Raw genomic sequence first — 15,571 nt, forward strand, 5'->3', positions numbered from 1 at the left:
CCGTCAAAAATTCTTTGAATTTTCGCTATCCTTCCATGGGAGAGGAATTCTCAGCCTACGAATTTTATGAATAAGAGCTTCGAGAGCCTCAGCTCCCGGTAATCCTTGTTATCAATATTATTGCTGTAATTCACCCTCGAAGACCCTTATTTAAATCTTATACTAAAACAAAAAAACCGCTTCAAAAATGAAACGGCTATATTTTAGTGAATATGTTTTTCAGCGTGGTAGGAACTTCTTACCAATGGTGAGCTTTCTACGTGCCTGAAGCCTAAACTTCTCGCAAAATCTCCCAGCTCATCAAACTCTTCCGGTGTAACAAATCTTTTTACCGGCAGATGTTTTTTAGTAGGCTGAAGATACTGTCCAAGAGTGATTACATCTACATTCGCATTTCTGATATCTTCGATCGTCTGGAAAACCTCATCTTTAGTTTCACCCAAACCAAGCATTACCCCAGTTTTTGTTCTTCTCTGTCCAGCTTCTTTTAGGTATCTCAGAACCTCTAAGCTTCTTTCATATTTAGCCTGGATCCTTACTTCTCTTGTCAGACGTTTTACGGTTTCCATATTGTGAGAGATCACTTCAGGAGCCACATCTACCAATCTGTCAATATGCTTGGTAAGCCCCTGAAAATCAGGGATAAGAGTTTCCATAGTTGTTCCCGGAGAAATTCTTCTTACCGCATTCACAGTCTCCGCCCAAAGGATGGATCCCATATCTTTCAGGTCGTCACGGTCTACAGAGGTTAAAACAGCATGCTTGATCTTCATTAATTTAATAGAACGTGCCACTTTTTCAGGCTCATCCCAATTAACGTCAAGCGGTTTCCCTGTTTTTACACCGCAGAATCCGCAGCTTCTTGTACAGATATTTCCTAAGATCATGAACGTTGCCGTTCCTTCTCCCCAGCATTCACCCATATTCGGACAGCTTCCGCTCTGGCATATGGTATTTAATTTATATTTGTCGACCAAAGTCCTAAGCTCCCTGTAATTCTTTCCGGTAGGAAGTTTTACGCGGATCCACTTTGGTTTTTGAACGGTAGTATCTTGAACTAAATTCTCCATTTATTTCTCAAATTGAGCTTCAAAGTTAGTGATTTTTTTATCGAAACAATCAAAGACAAACATTGATGAAACATATAATTTCGTAATTTTAAACCACCAAAATTAAATTATGAAGAAAATCCTTTTTACCCTATCCGTTATTATCAGTACATTTTGCTTTGCCCAGAAAGAACTTCAGCCGGCAGGTTCGGAGATCATTGAAACTGTGGAAGGCGATCTGGATGGTGATAAAATTCCTGAAAAGGTGGTTATTTATACAACAGCTGATGAAGGTGAACTGGGTAAAATCCGCGAAATTCAGATTCAGAAAAAAAATGGCGGAACATGGATGATCCTGAGTAAATCAAGAAATGCCATTCTTGAAAGTGCGGGCGGAGGAATGATGGGTGATCCTTATCAGGGAACAACTATAGAAAAAGGGATACTGAATATCACCCAGGCAGGCGGAAGCAGCTGGAAATGGAGTTATACCGATAAATACAGGTTTCAGAACGGACATTTTGAACTCATTGGCCATTCTTCAACTTATGGAAGGCCCGGAGATTATTGGGCTGACATAGACTTTAATCTCTCTACAGGACAGCTTAATTATAAAAAAGAGGTTGAAAATACCACTGAATATGGTAAATCCAAGCAGGAAACCTATATCAAAAAAGGATTGAAAATAAATCTGCAGAACAGAAATCAGAAGGAGCCAAGGAAAATTATTCTTCCTAAAACAAAGGAGGAAGTTTATTTGTAAAATCTTGAACCGTTAAGATTCTATTAAGTTGTTAAGATTATTAAGGTAAGCTTTGCTTTTAAGACTGAGTGAGACTAATTATCTTACTAAGTTATTAATTATCATCAAATTCATTATTTTTCAGCAGCTCGGCAAGGACTTTCTTGGCGCGCATTACCCTTACTTTGGTGTTGGCGACGGAAATTCCAAGCTCTTCTGAAATTTCCTTGATGCTCTTTTCTTCGAAGAATCTTAATTTGATAATATCCTGATAATTGGCATCCAGCGATTCGATAGTCTTGATGATCTTTTTCTGCTCTTCATTGGAGATCATCAGCTCTTCCGGAGATTTTGCGAACTGGTTTTTAACCTCATCAAGGTTTTCGGTAGGATCCTGGTTTTCGCGGCTCCTTTTCCTCCAGAAATCAATGACTGTATTTTGGGCGATCGTTAATACCCAGGTTTTAAACTGGAAATGCGGATCATACATATCCAGCTTCGACAGCACTTTGGAAAAAACATTCACCGTGATCTCATCTGCATCATTTTCATCTTTCACTTTTTTCATGACAAAAGAGAAAACATCCACCCAAAAAATATTGATGAGCTTGGTCTGGGCCTTCTGGTCCTTTTCTTTTGCCTTTTGAATAAGCAGAAATAGCTGTTCGTCGTTCATTATTAACAAATATAATTTTTTTAAGTGAAAGCACAAAGGTGCAGACAGGCCTTTTTATCCTTTGATTTTTTTACCTCCTGACATCTATTCTCTATACTCCTGAATTTACTATCTTTGCATCGTAAAATTTTAAAGAAAATTATAGATGAATTCCTTTATAGAAGAACTAAAATGGCGTGGTCTTTTTGCCGATATGATGCCAGGAACCGATGAACAACTGAATAAAGAGGTAACTACTGCATATATAGGTTTTGACCCGACTGCTGATTCTTTGCATATCGGAAGTCTTATCCAGATCAAAATTTTAGCGCATTTCCAACAGCACGGACACAAACCTATTGCTTTGGTAGGAGGCGCTACAGGAATGATCGGAGATCCTTCAGGGAAATCTGCAGAAAGAAACCTGCTGGATGAAGCTACTCTTCTTCATTATGTAGACTGTTTAAAGAATCAGCTTTCAAGATTTTTGGATTTTGAAGGCAATGGTCCCAATAAAGCAGAATTAGTCAACAATTACGACTGGATGAAAAATATTTCTTTCCTTGATTTTGCTAAAAATGTAGGGAAGAATATCACGGTTAATTATATGATGGCGAAAGATTCTGTAAAAAAGAGATTTTCGGGGGAAAGCGGTGCAGACGGGATGAGTTTTACTGAGTTCACTTACCAGCTTATCCAGGGATATGATTTCCTTCATCTGTACCAAAATAATAATGTGAAACTTCAGATGGGAGGTTCTGACCAGTGGGGAAATATCACTACAGGTACTGAACTGATCCGCAGAAAGGCTCAGGGAGAAGCATTTGCATTAACAGTTCCTTTGATTACTAAAGCCGACGGTTCTAAATTCGGAAAGTCTGAAAGCGGAGAAAATTACTGGCTGGATAAAAAGAAAACATCTCCGTATAAATTCTACCAGTTCTGGCTGAATGCTACGGATGAGGATGCTGAAAGATTCATTAAATTCTACACATTCATTGGAAAGGAAGAAATTGAAGCCTTAATTGAAGAGCACAAAACGGCTCCACATGAAAGAAAACTTCAAAAGAAACTGGCTGAGGAAGTAACGGTATGGGTACACGGAAGAGAAGAATATGAAAAGGCCGTAAAAGCTTCGGAAATTTTGTTCGGACGCTCTACAGCTGAAGATCTTGTAAGCCTGGATGAAGAAACTTTCCTTGAGGTTTTTGACGGTGTTCCGCAGAAAGAAGTTGCCAAAGCTGATGTTCTGGGAATAAATATTGTTGATCTTCTTTCTGAGAAATCAGGATTCTTAAAGTCTAAAAGCGAGGCTCAAAGGGAGATCAAAGGAAATGCAATTTCTGTAAATAAAGAAAAGGTAAATGATATTTATACCGCTAATGAAAGCGACCTTATTGATGGTAAATTTTTACTGCTTCAAAAGGGTAAGAAAAGCTATTTTATTGTGAAGGTTATTTAATTCATTATCTATAAAATATAAAAGACCGGCGCTGAGAGTGATCTCAGCGCCGGTTTTATTCATCAAAGTTATTAGTTTAGAATACATAACTTGCAGAAGCTGATAAATACTGTCCGCTGGAAGTTCCTTCTTTTTTCAATTCCCCATCAACCCAGATCTGAACCTTCAACGTAGAAGAAGCATCTGCCCCGATTGCACTTACAGCAACATTAGCATTATAAGCTCCTGCTTCTGATGTAACCTCCGGACTTGTCCATGTTGTTCCGCTAAGACTTGAAGCTGTGGTTGGATTGCCATCAATTCCATATACTGCTACTTCAATATCACTTCCTGAAGAAGCTATAGCTTTAAAAACAACTTTATGGCTGCTTTTTGCCGGACCGTTGTTATCGTCATCATCGCTACTGCAAGATGTTGCGAACCCAATCAACATTGCTGTCAGCAATACTACAAACGTACCTTTAAGCAGCTGACTCATTCTCATTCTTTTCATAATCTTTTGTTTAAATTTTTAATTATTTATTTAATATTCTATGATCAGTGATTTGATACCTGCAAAGCTATTAGAGTCAGCAAACTTTATCAATACTTAAAAAGGTGTAATTTTTTCTACCTAAAAACAGGTATTTTATTTGCTGAAATTTTTAATTAAATTGAGCAGTTTTAAAAAAATTATACAGATCCAAAATCCAATGAAGAGATTACTTATTCTATTAAGCTTATTATTGCCTTTTACTTTACAGGCACAGGTTATCCCTCTTGATGAGAAATCTTATTTAGACAGCTTACAGAATATTACAAAAACTAAAGCAGCAAATATTTCAAAAGCAACAGCATTTTTTCTTTTATCAAATTATTACAGAAACAGTGATTCTCTTTTAAGCAAGAAGTATCTGGCAAACGGGAAAACATTCGTTAAAAATGATGCTTTTCTTGCAGCAAAATATGATTATTACGAAGGACAATACAACTTGGACCGGAATAAAGAAAAGGCAGCCCGTTCCTATCAAAAGGCCATTAAGGCATTCTCAAAATTAAAAACCAGAGAATCGGATTTCTATCAGTCTTTAGCCTGGTATAGCTATGGGGTGACACAAAAAGATAAGGAAGGTTATCCTTTCTTAGTAAAGACCGTCGTTGAAAAATGCATTCCATTAATTAAAAAATATGGAGACAGCAGAAACCTGGGATTTGCATATACTCAGCTTGCGATCATCCTAACGTATAATGCTCAGTTTGAAAAGGCCGGTAACTACAACAATAAGGCTTTAGAAATTCTTGAAAAGGATTATCCGGGTTCTGCCGAATTATTTTACACTTACCTGAATTCCGCCAGCAATTTCTGCTATCAGGCCAAAGGAAATGAAGCCAAAAAGTTTCTGGACAAAGCTGAAAAATTAATTACGCCTTATCCTGAATCTTCATCCAACTCGTTTTATTATTACGGTAAAACGCTTTACTTTATTACGAAACAGCAAAATGAAGAGGCACTACCCATGATTGAAAAAGGACTTTTTTATACAAAAAAATTCAATCAGAATCTTCAGGCACAAATGTTCTATTTTAACAAGTATGACATTTTAAAGAAACTAAAAAGATATGAAGAGGCTAAAAATGTTTTGGAAAATATTTTAGCAGAAAAATCCCTCGCTCTTGATCTTAATAACAGAAAAACCATCTACAAACAACTTTCAGCATTAAATGAAGAAATGGGAAACGCTAAAGAAGCTTTGGTATGGGAACAAAGATATTCTAAACTCAATGACAGCCTGAGCAGCGAAAATGTAAGGCTTGAGATTAACAAAATTGAAGCAAAATTCAATACTGCTGAAAAAGAAAGAAAAATAGCGACCTTGAATGCTGAAAAAAATCAGAAAGATTTGGAAATGAATAAGAAAAACTCTTATTTATGGGGCCTGAGCCTTATCTTATTACTGGCTGTAAGCCTTTTGATTTTCCTTTTTATTCTATTCAGAAAAAATAAAAAAATATCTGAACAAAGAATTAATGACATTAAACAAAAGGAAGAATTGTCTCTTACCAAAGCTATCCTTGATGGTGAAGAAAGGGAAAGAGAACGTATTGCCAGGGACCTCCATGATGGTTTAGGCGGAATGCTTGCCGGCGTTAAAATTAATTTTTCCACCTGGTCTTCCAATCATTTACATCCTGAAAAGGATAAAGAGTTTTATACAATTTTGGGACAATTAGACAAATCTGTAAGTGAACTCCGTCACATAGCAAGAAATTTAATGCCTGAATCCCTCCTTAATTTCGGTTTGGAAACAGCTTTAAATGATCTTTGTGAATTTTACTCCAGAAAAGATTTAGATATTGATTATCAAGCTATTAATATTGATAAAAATCTACCTCTGAATATTCAGCTTAATATTTACAGAATCGCGCAGGAGCTATTGGCAAATGCTCTAAAACATGCTGAGGCCAGCAGTATTTTGCTTCAGTGTTCCCAGTCCGCAGAACGTTTTATGATTACCATTGAAGACAATGGAAAGGGCTTTGATAAAAAAATTGAACAGACAACGAAAAGCATGGGACTTCGCAACTTAAAAAACAGGGTGAATTATCTGAAAGGTAAAATGGAGGTAAGTTCCGACAGCCAGGGTACAACGATTAATATTGAGCTTAGCACGGATGGAGAATAAAAAAATAAATATTGTCATTGTAGACGACCACCCCATTGTCATAGAAGGATTAAAAATGATGCTCAACAGCCAGCTTGGGTTTACTGTTTCCGAAAGTTTTACTTCGGGCTTGGAGATTATGGATTTCATTACGAACCATAAAGTGGATATTATTCTTTTGGATATTACCTTGCCTGATGCTAATGGTACAGAGCTTTGCCGGGAAATAAAGAAAATATCGCCGGATACTTCAGTAATCATGTTCAGTAACCGTTCTGAAAGAAGTATTATCATGCAGTCTATACAAAACGGTGCCAGCGGTTATATCCTTAAAAATACCTCCATAGAAGAATTGGTGATATGCATTCAGGGTGCCTATTCCGGAAATATTGTTTTCTGCAATGAGACTAAGCAAATTATCAGCAAACCTTCTCAAAATGATTTACAGGTGCCAAGGCTGACGAAAAGAGAAAAGCAGATCTTACAAATGGTGGCTGAAGGTAAAACCAGCATGCTCATTGCTGATGAACTTTTCCTGAGCCCGCTTACTGTAGATACCCACCGTAAAAATTTGTTACAGAAGTTCCATGCAAAAAATTCTACCGAACTCATCAACCTTGCCATCCAGCAAAATATGATTGAAAAACAGTAAATAAAAAAACCGCTGTAAAAAGCGGTTTCATTTATATAATAAGTAAATATCTTACAATTCCAAGAAGCTGTAATCAATGGAAGCTACCATAGGCCCTGCTCCTACTTTTTTATCAGTTTTTACGATTTCACCATCTATCCAAAGATTGATTACCAATTCTGAATCTGCATCCGGAAGATCGGCTTTAGCATCAAGGTTTAACTGTGCCTGGCTGGAATTCACAAAAAATTCGCCACTTGTCCAAACAGTTCCTACAGGATCGAAAATATCAGTTTTAGTTGTTCCTACCTGTGTTACGATAGCTTTAATAACTCCTCCGGTAGTTGTTTTTACTTCAAACTGAACAACATGATCTTTGAATTCTTCGTCGTCGTCATCCTTTTTACAAGAATTCACTACAGTAATTACCGAAAATAATAAAACGAATAAAAAAGAAAGTCTAAGTAAACTTTTTGATTTGTAAAATTGCTTCATTTCTCCAAATAGATTTTTAATGTTTCAAATATAAGTTTTTTATTAATATAAAAATAACTTTTATGAAAAATTTCCAATAAAGTTTTCTAAATAATATCAAATCAATAAAAAAGCACAATTATAGTCGCAGCCTATATTTGAGCATGCATCCACCTGAGTTATTAAGTGTAAAATCCGGAACCTAAGTTTTGATTTACAATATGATTTATTAATTATATTTGCTGTATGAATTTAGATTATATAGTAAGAGAACCGGAACATATCACCCCAAATACTACCGTCCTTTTCATGCTTCATGGCTATGGCAGTAATGAGCAGGATCTTTTCAGCTTCAGGGAAACTCTTCCCGCCGACTGGCTTATTGTAAGCTTCAGGGCACCCAGAGATACCCAGTTTGAGGGATATTCCTGGTTTGACATTGATTTCAACAATCCTGAGAACTTCATCGACCTTCCCCAAGCCCAGGAAGCTTTAGACGGAGTACTCGAAAATATTCTGAAAATTGTAAATCATTACGGACTTATCGAAGGAAAGGTACATTTGTGCGGTTTCAGCCAGGGCGGAATACTTTGCTATGCTTTAGCTTTAAAGCATCCCGATCTGTTCAACTATGTGGCGTGTTTAAGCAGCTATCCTGAGGAAAAGCTTCTGGATGGTATTGTAAAAGACAAAAAGAAGCTGGAAAAGCTCCGTTTCTTTGTATCACACGGAACAGATGATGCTGTTATCCCGATGGAATGGGGAAGAAAAGCGGCAGATCTTCTTTATGACCTGAGCTGTTATTTTACGTTCAGAGAGTATATGAGTGGACATGGTGTGAATCAGAAAAACTATATGGACCTAATGGATTTTTTCTCAAAATAACATCAGCCCATTTAAAATAATTTTTCATCAAACCTACTGCTTCATTGCAGTTTATACAAACATTCCTGTTTTTGGAATGTTTTTTTTACACATAGTAAGGATAATTTCAGTAAATTCAGTAAATGAAATTTCTGCTTTTTTTACTAACATTATTCTTCGGCATTTTTATAGGTGCGCAGAATTCTTTTGAGCTGGTTAATGTTAAAAAAGCTGTCATCCCTTTTAAACTTATCAATAATTTAATCTTCATTCCCATCAATGTTAATGGCGCAGAGCTTACCTTTATGCTTGATACAGGAATTGCGGAAACCATTCTTTTCAGCCTTGACAATAAAGAGGTCAAGCTGCAGAATATTGAGAAGATCAAATTTTCAGGGCTTGGAGGAAATTTAAGTATAGACGGTCTTAAATCTGACCGTAATATTGCAAAAATAGGTGATCATATTATAAATTCTTCCATGCTTTTGTTTATTGTCATCGATGAAGAATTCAATATTTCATCTCATATAGGAATTCCTGTGAACGGGGTTATCGGGTATCACTTTTTTAAAAATCATCCTATTTCGATAGATTACACGTCTAAAAAAATAACGGTCTACAAGGATGCCAGTGAAATCAGAAAGAAAGTCCGAAAGTTTGATGAGTTTCCCATGAGTGTGGAAAAGGACAAACCCTATATTAATGCTGATGTAGAGATGACCCGGGAAAAGAAAAGTTCGAAACTGCTGATAGATCTTGGTAACAGTGATGCCATATGGCTCTTCCCTACCCTTATCAAAGATTTTGTATACAACAGACCGAATATTGATGATTATCTTGGCCGCGGGTTCAATGGAGATATTTATGGTAAAAGAAGCCGTATCCATAATTTTTATCTCGGAGATTTTAAATTTGAGAAGCCACTCACAGCAATGCCTGATGAGTATTCTATTCAGCATGTCAATCTGGTAAAGGATAGAAAGGGATCTGTAGGGGGCGAAATAATGCGTCGGTTCTCTGTCGTTTTCGATTATAAAGGTGAGAAATTATACCTGAGGAAAAACAGGAATTTTGATGATCCTTTTCATTTTAATATGAGCGGGCTGGATTTTAAGCAGGACGGACTGGAATGGCAGGAAGACCGGGTGAGAATAGAACCTAAAAAAATATCATCAGTTTCTTCCGGCACTGAAATTTCAATGGGAAATAACTTCCAGTATAAATTTACTTTGAAACCTATCTTTTCCATCGCAGGAATAAGGAAAGATTCGCCGGCATTTATAGCCGGATTGAAAAAAGATGACCGCGTTATCTCCATCAATGGAAGCCGGACTTCCGATATGACCATGGAAAAGATCATGGAACTGATGAAATCTGAGGAAGGAAGAAATATCACAATGGTGATTCAGAGAAAGAATAAGGAAATGACTTTTAATTTTGTATTAGAAGACCCTATACCCTATCAAGATTAAAATATGAAAACAGAAGAAAGCACAATAGATAAAATAAGAACCCGCCCAAGATTCAAGATGTTGACACATCTTACCAAAGAAGAATATGCGGAAAACCTGAAAAAATACCTTGCAGAGCATAAGGATGAATTTTCCGGAAATATCAACAAGGAAGTAGCTACGATCTGCGTGGAAACTGAATATGACAATTACTGGAAGCCAAGGCTGTCTTTAAGGATAGAAATTGAAGATGGGGAGACTGCCATACGGGGAGTATTCGGTCCCAGCTCTGCTGTGTGGACTTTTTTTATGTTCCTTTATTTTTCATTTTCTATTCTATGGATGACTTTTTTTACGATGTATTATGTAGAAAATCAGATAAAAAGCGCTGAGTTCCCGTGGGCCCTGAGCGCTTCATTTGTTATGCTGTTCTGTATCTTTCTTACCTATGCAGCTGCCAGATTCGGGCAATACAAAGGCAAAGAAGAGATGCTTAAGCTTAGAAGGTTTGCTGAAGAATCTACTTCACAGTTTGAAAAGAAAATCAATTAGCAGGAATCTCTGCTGGTTTTTCCTCCTGGATTGGCGCTGCCATAGCTTTAGCCGCTTTAATGGAGTCGGATACTTTTTCCCTGTTGTCCTGTTCCTTGATCATTTTATCAATATGAGGTTCCAAAAGCCTGGTCATTTCCTCCACTGAAATATTATTTGCATTGGGATCATCTAAAAGCTTTCTCCAGGGTTTCCTACCGCCCCATTTATAATCTCCGAATACCATCACAGGTGTTCCTTTTGCTTTTGTCGTGGCGCCCCCGGGATTCAGAATCCAGGTATCTGCGTAAGAATACAGCCACTGCGCATCTTTCATCAATAAACGTAAGCATGAATGTGATGCCGGGTAACCGGGAAGATCATACTGATGCCATCCAATTCCGCCGGTATTATGAATATTAAAATTATAAGGAAGTTTCCACTCGCTGCTTACCGTTGAAATCGAAAGTTTCTTTTTCCAATTAGCAAAAGTAAGTCCGCGTGTTGTCTGGGCTGCTTTTTTACCCATACTTGTTGGGCCCCACTTGACAAGGCTTCCATTGGAATATACGCCGTAGGCCTGTATAGGATAGGAAAAGATCACGAATTTTTTCACACCGCTCAGTATATCAAGCTGCATTGGAAAAGGTGAATATTCCATAAGTGTTGTGTCTATTTTTGCAGGAACCACTAGGGTATCGGCATTCCATCTATTTTTAGAATCAAGCCTGTTTAATGCCAGAATTGCATAACGTTCCTTCTCACTATATTTTTTGCTGAACTCTGCATAAATGGAATCTCTTAGCTTTTTATCTTTGGGAAGAACAAGGGCGTTATAAAAACCATTTTCCTGCATTGCCGGCGGTACAGATTCTTTTTTTACAACAGAATCTTTCTTAATGGAATCTTTTTCTACAGCAGAAGTTTCTGACGAAGAAACCGTATCTTTAAAAGTATCGCTTATTTTTTCAATTTCTTTCTTACATGAAATCAGCATTGCAGCACAAAAGAGGACATATAAAAATGATTTTTTCACAGATATGTTTTTCATAAATAAAACAGGTCATTTAGTTGGGTTACCCATTGCAAATATCAGACCTTAATTTGAATCCCAAAAGACATTATAAAAAATACCGTAAAAAAACGGTATTAAAGTATATTGTTTACAAGAGCTTATTGGTTTTAGCATAAATAAGGGCTTCAGCGATTATATTTTCAACGGTTACACTCAGAAAACAATCTGTATCCGGTTGGTTTTCATCTTTGATTTAAGAATATAAAGCGTTGTTTCTATATATTTTTTGGAGGATCTCATATTATGAAATTTACGGACATTATCAGGGGGAATATCTTTAAATGCATTTTCTTTGCGACATTGAATATGTTTATTTTGTGCCTGATAAATCAATTTCAAATAAACTGAGTTCAGCGTTATGATAATGCCCGGGAAGGCCATCAGTATCTTTAAGTTGTACCAATCCAAGAAAAGCAAATCCGCATTTTTTATAATAATTAATCAAAGGGGTGTTTTCTCCCACCGTATCCATCCTTATGAACCGTTTATTATGCTCTTTCGAATATTTTTTTGCCCAGCTCACAATTTCAGAAACCATATTCCGGCCTCTAAATTCCGGATTGGTAGCAATACGATGAATATACAGCCGGGTCAGCATTTTTTTCTGTCCAAATCTGCGGGTCACTGAAAGCAACTGCCCAAATACAGGCTATTTCATTATTTATTACAATCTTCCATTGTCTTTTTTCATCAATTTCAGTTCTATCAGACTTCTCTCAAATTCCGGCCACAGAACAATATTTTTTGTTCTTTGGAGATCAGTTGCCAAACGATATAGCCTGAAAATCTCTTCAATATCCTGTCGATTGCTATTCTCTATGATCATATTTTGAGCTTGATGGGTTATCTAACAAAAATAGGGATAAAAAATAAATTTTTCAATGTCTGTACCCATTCTTGAAGTCATTAATATCCAACCGATATACGGGATACATTGAAACTTTTATCTAGATTTGTTTTCAATTACAAACAACAGAATTTTATGAAAAAAATAGGCTTGGTAGGCGGAATTAGCTGGGTATCTACGTTGGACTATTATAAATTCATCAATGAAGGAGTCAATGCCAGACTGGGAGGGCTGAATGCTGCCGAATGTATGATATATTCCTTAAATTTCGGGGACATTCAGGCAAAAGGATGGACCAATTCCTTTGAATTATTACGGAAAGCCTGTGAACACCTTAAAAACACCGGAGCAGACAGCATTGTTCTATGTGCAAATACAGCCCACTTATTTGCAGACGAGCTTCAAGATACCGTACAACTGCCCATTCTCCATATTGGGACAGAAACGGCAAAAGCAATACGTAAAGCCGGATTTACAAAGGTCGGACTGCTGGGAACAAAATTTACCATGGAAATGGATTTTTACAAAAATAAACTTCAGGAATACGGACTTGAAGTACTGATCCCGGAAAACCAGGAAACAAGAGATTATATTCAGCATACTGTCAAGGAAGAATTGGGAGTAGGATTTATTAATCCTGAAACCAAGACCAATTATATTTCCATTGTAGAAGACCTTATCAGCTGTGGTGCAGAATGTATTATTCTCGGCTGCACGGAAATCCCGCTGCTGATCAGCCAAGTTGATTTTGCAATTCCTGTTTTTGATACTACAAAAATACACTGTGAAGCTATTGTAGAGTATATTGTTTCGTAAAATAGTTTTTCTTATACCAATAAAATTCATACAAGAAAAAATCCCATCAAATAATTGAAGGGATTTTAAAAGATCTTGCGATCCGGACGGGACTCGAACCCGCGACCTCCGCCGTGACAGGGCGGCATTCTAACCAGCTGAACTACCGGATCATTTTCTGTTGTTGTAAAGAACGTTGTTTCTTTTTTGTGATTGCAAAATTACACCTTTTTTCATTACCTGCAAATTATTTACAAAAAAAATGCCTCCCGTAAGCGGAAGGCATTCATTATCAAAGTTATTTTTTTACAAGTGTGCGCTTAATTTCTCAGCGATTACTTCTTTTGGAGCTACGCCTACCAATTTATCAACCACTTCACCGTTCTTAAAAATCAGAACTGTAGGGATATTTCTGATGCCATACTGCATTGAAATTTCCTGGTTGTTGTCTACATCAACTTTTCCTACCACTGCTTTTCCTTCAAAATCTGATGCTACCTCTTCGATGATTGGTCCCAAAGTTCTGCATGGTCCGCACCATACTGCCCAGAAGTCTACCAATACCGGCTTATCTGATTTTAAAACCGTGTCCTGAAATGAGCTGTCCGTAATTTCTAAAGCCATTTTGTTTCTTTTATTTAAATTAATATTATATTTCTATTTTTATCCTTAATTGGATATTCAAAATTACGCTTTTTAAGCAATAAGACTATCTATGCTCAACATTTGTTTTTTCTATAGCAAAATCTTTTGAGATTTCTTCTAAAGCTTCTGTCAGCGTATCTATCTCTGCTTTTGTCGTCATATGGCTGAATGAAATACGTAATGGCGTACAATGATCCATTTCATCCTCACTAAGGATCATCATCATCACCATGGAAGGCTTCGATGCTCCCGAAGAACAAGCGCTTCCCTGTGAGATTGCAATTCCCTTCATATCCAGCTGAAGCCCAATTAAAGGGTTTTTATAAGGAAGTAAGGCACTCAAAACCGTATAAAGACTGTTTTCCTTCTCTGCGCTTCTTCCGTTGAATTTGATACCCGGAATCACTGCAGAAAGTCTTTCTATCGCATAATCTTTAAGCTCCTGCATATGTCTGGTGTATTCTTCCATATGGTTTAAAGAAAGCTCCAATGCTTTACCAAGACCTACGATACCGCTTACATTCTCTGTTCCGGCTCTCAGGCTTCTTTCCTGAGGTCCTCCTGTAATAATTCCTTTCATTCCGGTTGCTTTTCTGATAAAAGCAAAACCTACTCCTTTCGGACCATGGAATTTGTGGGCACTGCATGAAGCAAAATCCACCATGATATCTGAAAAATCCAGATTCATATGTGCCATTGTCTGTACCGTATCTGAATGGAAAAGAGCATTATTCGCTTTACATAGCTCAGCAATCTTTTTAATATCTACGATATTTCCAATCTCATTATTGGCATGCATTAAGCTTACCAGGGTCTTTTTATCCGAACTTTTTAATAATTCCTCCAGCTTATTAAGGTCGATATCCCCTTTTTCATTAGGACGGATATAATTTACCTCTACTCCTTTTCTGTTTTTCATATCCAGAATAGTTTCGGAAACACATTTGTGTTCCAGCGGAGTACTGATGATCCTTTCCACCCCAAGGTGTTCCACACTGGATTTGATGATCATATTGTTTGATTCTGTTCCACAAGAAGTGAAAATGATCTCTGCAGGAGTTACATGAAGATAATCTGCAACCTGTCTTCTCACATTTTCGATAAGGATCTTTGCTTCCTGTCCAAAACTATGGGTAGAAGAAGGGTTTCCGAAATTCATTTTCATGGTGCTAACCATTGCATCTATGACTTCTTCTGAAAGAGGAGTTGTTGCCGCGTTATCTAAATATATTTTGTTCATTTTATTTTGAATATTTTAATTCTACTGAAGTAAACTGATAATCTGAAGGAACGGCAAAAATAAACCACGGGTTTGAAAGCATTTGAATTTCCATTCCACCTGACGGTGTCTCGGGAACCTCTACATAAAGGACATTGTTTTTCACAGAGGTACTTTTGATCTTACCAATCGTATGGCCTCCTGATCTGAAGCTGCCCATATTATACAGAACTACTTTTTTGTTTTTTGGAAATTTAGGATAGTTTATGGATGGTTCTTTGCCTAACTCAACCAGACCGAAACTCCCTTTAATAATATTACGGAATTCTTGTTCATCCTTAATGATCTTAAATCCGGCTTTGTCCGTGCCGCCCTGTGCCTCGGAAACAAGCAATTCAGTACTTTCTTGCATCCCTGATGGTTTTTGAGACGGCGTCGCTGTACAGCTCATCATGATTGCAGTACATAAAATAAGCAGTCCTTTCATTT

Annotated in this window: 18 protein-coding genes and 1 tRNA gene; 8 read left to right on the forward strand and 11 right to left on the reverse strand. The window is 37.0% G+C overall.

The window, feature by feature from the left end; genetic code table 11:
- Window positions 1-203 precede the first annotated feature (203 nt).
- Window positions 204-1,070 carry a lipoyl synthase gene (lipA, locus tag ACMGDK_RS06490; protein ID WP_116012448.1) on the reverse strand — a complete coding sequence of 289 codons (867 nt, stop codon included), beginning with the start codon at window positions 1,068-1,070 and terminating at the stop codon, window positions 204-206.
- A gap of 109 nt (window positions 1,071-1,179) precedes the next feature.
- On the opposite strand from lipA, the gene ACMGDK_RS06495 reads away from it, so the two are divergent.
- On the forward strand, window positions 1,180-1,812 hold the full coding sequence (locus tag ACMGDK_RS06495) for a hypothetical protein (RefSeq protein ID WP_436807185.1): 633 nt from the start codon (window positions 1,180-1,182) through the stop codon (window positions 1,810-1,812).
- A 94-nt stretch (window positions 1,813-1,906) separates the two neighbouring features.
- On the opposite strand, the gene ACMGDK_RS06500 is transcribed toward ACMGDK_RS06495, so the two are convergent.
- Window positions 1,907-2,467: an RNA polymerase sigma factor gene (locus ACMGDK_RS06500; RefSeq protein ID WP_436807186.1), complete on the reverse strand. Its 561-nt coding sequence runs from the start codon at window positions 2,465-2,467 to the stop codon at window positions 1,907-1,909.
- A gap of 145 nt (window positions 2,468-2,612) precedes the next feature.
- Here ACMGDK_RS06500 and tyrS point away from each other — a divergent pair, with 145 nt between their 5' ends.
- The gene (tyrS, locus tag ACMGDK_RS06505) at window positions 2,613-3,908 is read left to right on the forward strand and encodes a tyrosine--tRNA ligase (RefSeq protein WP_436807187.1); all 1,296 of its coding nucleotides are present in this window, start codon (window positions 2,613-2,615) and stop codon (window positions 3,906-3,908) included.
- Window positions 3,909-3,984: 76 nt separating this feature from the next.
- Here the strand turns inward: tyrS and ACMGDK_RS06510 are convergent, their stop codons facing one another.
- A complete protein-coding gene (locus ACMGDK_RS06510; protein WP_436807188.1) occupies window positions 3,985-4,401 on the reverse strand; it encodes a hypothetical protein in 417 nt (138 codons plus the stop codon).
- Between the two features lie 199 nt (window positions 4,402-4,600).
- Between ACMGDK_RS06510 and ACMGDK_RS06515 the strand changes: the two genes are divergently transcribed.
- A complete protein-coding gene (locus ACMGDK_RS06515; protein WP_436807189.1) occupies window positions 4,601-6,571 on the forward strand; it encodes a tetratricopeptide repeat-containing sensor histidine kinase in 1,971 nt (656 codons plus the stop codon).
- Window positions 6,561-7,202: a response regulator transcription factor gene (locus ACMGDK_RS06520; RefSeq protein WP_436807190.1), complete on the forward strand. Its 642-nt coding sequence runs from the start codon at window positions 6,561-6,563 to the stop codon at window positions 7,200-7,202. Before ACMGDK_RS06515 ends, ACMGDK_RS06520 begins: the two co-directional genes overlap by 11 nt.
- A gap of 51 nt (window positions 7,203-7,253) precedes the next feature.
- On the opposite strand, the gene ACMGDK_RS06525 is transcribed toward ACMGDK_RS06520, so the two are convergent.
- Window positions 7,254-7,676 carry a hypothetical protein gene (locus ACMGDK_RS06525; RefSeq protein WP_426047561.1) on the reverse strand — a complete coding sequence of 141 codons (423 nt, stop codon included), beginning with the start codon at window positions 7,674-7,676 and terminating at the stop codon, window positions 7,254-7,256.
- Window positions 7,677-7,901: 225 nt separating this feature from the next.
- Between ACMGDK_RS06525 and ACMGDK_RS06530 the strand changes: the two genes are divergently transcribed.
- From ACMGDK_RS06530 to ACMGDK_RS06540, 3 genes are all read left to right on the forward strand, one after another.
- Window positions 7,902-8,540 (forward strand): alpha/beta hydrolase, encoded by a 639-nt coding sequence (locus ACMGDK_RS06530; protein WP_436807191.1) that lies wholly within the window; start codon window positions 7,902-7,904, stop codon window positions 8,538-8,540.
- A gap of 122 nt (window positions 8,541-8,662) precedes the next feature.
- Window positions 8,663-9,991 carry a PDZ domain-containing protein gene (locus ACMGDK_RS06535; RefSeq protein WP_436807192.1) on the forward strand — a complete coding sequence of 443 codons (1,329 nt, stop codon included), beginning with the start codon at window positions 8,663-8,665 and terminating at the stop codon, window positions 9,989-9,991.
- Window positions 9,992-9,994: 3 nt separating this feature from the next.
- A complete protein-coding gene (locus tag ACMGDK_RS06540) occupies window positions 9,995-10,522 on the forward strand; it encodes a hypothetical protein (RefSeq protein ID WP_436807193.1) in 528 nt (175 codons plus the stop codon).
- On the opposite strand, the gene ACMGDK_RS06545 is transcribed toward ACMGDK_RS06540, so the two are convergent.
- The 3 genes from ACMGDK_RS06545 to ACMGDK_RS06555 form a co-directional block, all read right to left on the reverse strand.
- Entirely contained in the window at window positions 10,515-11,552 is a 1,038-nt protein-coding gene (locus tag ACMGDK_RS06545; RefSeq protein ID WP_436807194.1) for a L,D-transpeptidase, read from the reverse strand. The two genes, ACMGDK_RS06540 and ACMGDK_RS06545, sit on opposite strands and share 8 nt — an antisense overlap.
- A 334-nt stretch (window positions 11,553-11,886) precedes the next feature.
- Window positions 11,887-12,201, reverse strand: coding sequence for a GNAT family N-acetyltransferase (locus ACMGDK_RS06550; RefSeq protein ID WP_436807195.1), 315 nt, complete (start codon window positions 12,199-12,201; stop codon window positions 11,887-11,889).
- 39 nt (window positions 12,202-12,240) lie between these two features.
- The gene (locus ACMGDK_RS06555; protein ID WP_436807196.1) at window positions 12,241-12,402 is read right to left on the reverse strand and encodes a hypothetical protein; all 162 of its coding nucleotides are present in this window, start codon (window positions 12,400-12,402) and stop codon (window positions 12,241-12,243) included.
- 156 nt (window positions 12,403-12,558) lie between these two features.
- On the opposite strand from ACMGDK_RS06555, the gene ACMGDK_RS06560 reads away from it, so the two are divergent.
- Window positions 12,559-13,239, forward strand: a complete 681-nt coding sequence (locus tag ACMGDK_RS06560) for an aspartate/glutamate racemase family protein (protein ID WP_436807197.1) — start codon at window positions 12,559-12,561, stop codon at window positions 13,237-13,239.
- A gap of 78 nt (window positions 13,240-13,317) precedes the next feature.
- Here the strand turns inward: ACMGDK_RS06560 and ACMGDK_RS06565 are convergent.
- The 4 genes from ACMGDK_RS06565 to ACMGDK_RS06580 form a co-directional block, all read right to left on the reverse strand.
- Window positions 13,318-13,391, reverse strand: a tRNA-Asp gene (locus ACMGDK_RS06565).
- A gap of 133 nt (window positions 13,392-13,524) precedes the next feature.
- Window positions 13,525-13,842: a thioredoxin gene (gene trxA, locus ACMGDK_RS06570; RefSeq protein WP_027374941.1), complete on the reverse strand. Its 318-nt coding sequence runs from the start codon at window positions 13,840-13,842 to the stop codon at window positions 13,525-13,527.
- Between the two features lie 85 nt (window positions 13,843-13,927).
- Entirely contained in the window at window positions 13,928-15,103 is a 1,176-nt protein-coding gene (locus ACMGDK_RS06575) for a cysteine desulfurase family protein (RefSeq protein WP_436807198.1), read from the reverse strand.
- A 1-nt stretch (window position 15,104) separates the two neighbouring features.
- The gene (locus ACMGDK_RS06580; protein WP_436807199.1) at window positions 15,105-15,569 is read right to left on the reverse strand and encodes a hypothetical protein; all 465 of its coding nucleotides are present in this window, start codon (window positions 15,567-15,569) and stop codon (window positions 15,105-15,107) included.
- Between the last annotated feature and the right edge of the window lie 2 nt (window positions 15,570-15,571).

Origin of the sequence: Chryseobacterium hilariae, from assembly GCF_051400735.1 — a bacterium.
Taxonomy (GTDB): Bacteria; Bacteroidota; Bacteroidia; order Flavobacteriales; family Weeksellaceae; genus Chryseobacterium.

What these genes read in the sequence shown, in the direction of transcription:
- lipA (WP_116012448.1), bottom strand. Translation starts at nt 1,070, where the DNA reads ATGGAGAATTTAGTTCAAGATACTACCGTTCAAAAACCAAAGTGGATC.
- ACMGDK_RS06495 (WP_436807185.1), top strand. Translation starts at nt 1,180, where the DNA reads ATGAAGAAAATCCTTTTTACCCTATCCGTTATTATCAGTACATTTTGC.
- ACMGDK_RS06500 (WP_436807186.1), bottom strand. Translation starts at nt 2,467, where the DNA reads ATGAACGACGAACAGCTATTTCTGCTTATTCAAAAGGCAAAAGAAAAG.
- tyrS (WP_436807187.1), top strand. Translation starts at nt 2,613, where the DNA reads ATGAATTCCTTTATAGAAGAACTAAAATGGCGTGGTCTTTTTGCCGAT.
- ACMGDK_RS06510 (WP_436807188.1), bottom strand. Translation starts at nt 4,401, where the DNA reads ATGAAAAGAATGAGAATGAGTCAGCTGCTTAAAGGTACGTTTGTAGTA.
- ACMGDK_RS06515 (WP_436807189.1), top strand. Translation starts at nt 4,601, where the DNA reads ATGAAGAGATTACTTATTCTATTAAGCTTATTATTGCCTTTTACTTTA.
- ACMGDK_RS06520 (WP_436807190.1), top strand. Translation starts at nt 6,561, where the DNA reads ATGGAGAATAAAAAAATAAATATTGTCATTGTAGACGACCACCCCATT.
- ACMGDK_RS06525 (WP_426047561.1), bottom strand. Translation starts at nt 7,676, where the DNA reads ATGAAGCAATTTTACAAATCAAAAAGTTTACTTAGACTTTCTTTTTTA.
- ACMGDK_RS06530 (WP_436807191.1), top strand. Translation starts at nt 7,902, where the DNA reads ATGAATTTAGATTATATAGTAAGAGAACCGGAACATATCACCCCAAAT.
- ACMGDK_RS06535 (WP_436807192.1), top strand. Translation starts at nt 8,663, where the DNA reads ATGAAATTTCTGCTTTTTTTACTAACATTATTCTTCGGCATTTTTATA.
- ACMGDK_RS06540 (WP_436807193.1), top strand. Translation starts at nt 9,995, where the DNA reads ATGAAAACAGAAGAAAGCACAATAGATAAAATAAGAACCCGCCCAAGA.
- ACMGDK_RS06545 (WP_436807194.1), bottom strand. Translation starts at nt 11,552, where the DNA reads ATGAAAAACATATCTGTGAAAAAATCATTTTTATATGTCCTCTTTTGT.
- ACMGDK_RS06555 (WP_436807196.1), bottom strand. Translation starts at nt 12,402, where the DNA reads ATGATCATAGAGAATAGCAATCGACAGGATATTGAAGAGATTTTCAGG.
- ACMGDK_RS06560 (WP_436807197.1), top strand. Translation starts at nt 12,559, where the DNA reads ATGAAAAAAATAGGCTTGGTAGGCGGAATTAGCTGGGTATCTACGTTG.
- trxA (WP_027374941.1), bottom strand. Translation starts at nt 13,842, where the DNA reads ATGGCTTTAGAAATTACGGACAGCTCATTTCAGGACACGGTTTTAAAA.
- ACMGDK_RS06575 (WP_436807198.1), bottom strand. Translation starts at nt 15,103, where the DNA reads ATGAACAAAATATATTTAGATAACGCGGCAACAACTCCTCTTTCAGAA.
- ACMGDK_RS06580 (WP_436807199.1), bottom strand. Translation starts at nt 15,569, where the DNA reads ATGAAAGGACTGCTTATTTTATGTACTGCAATCATGATGAGCTGTACA.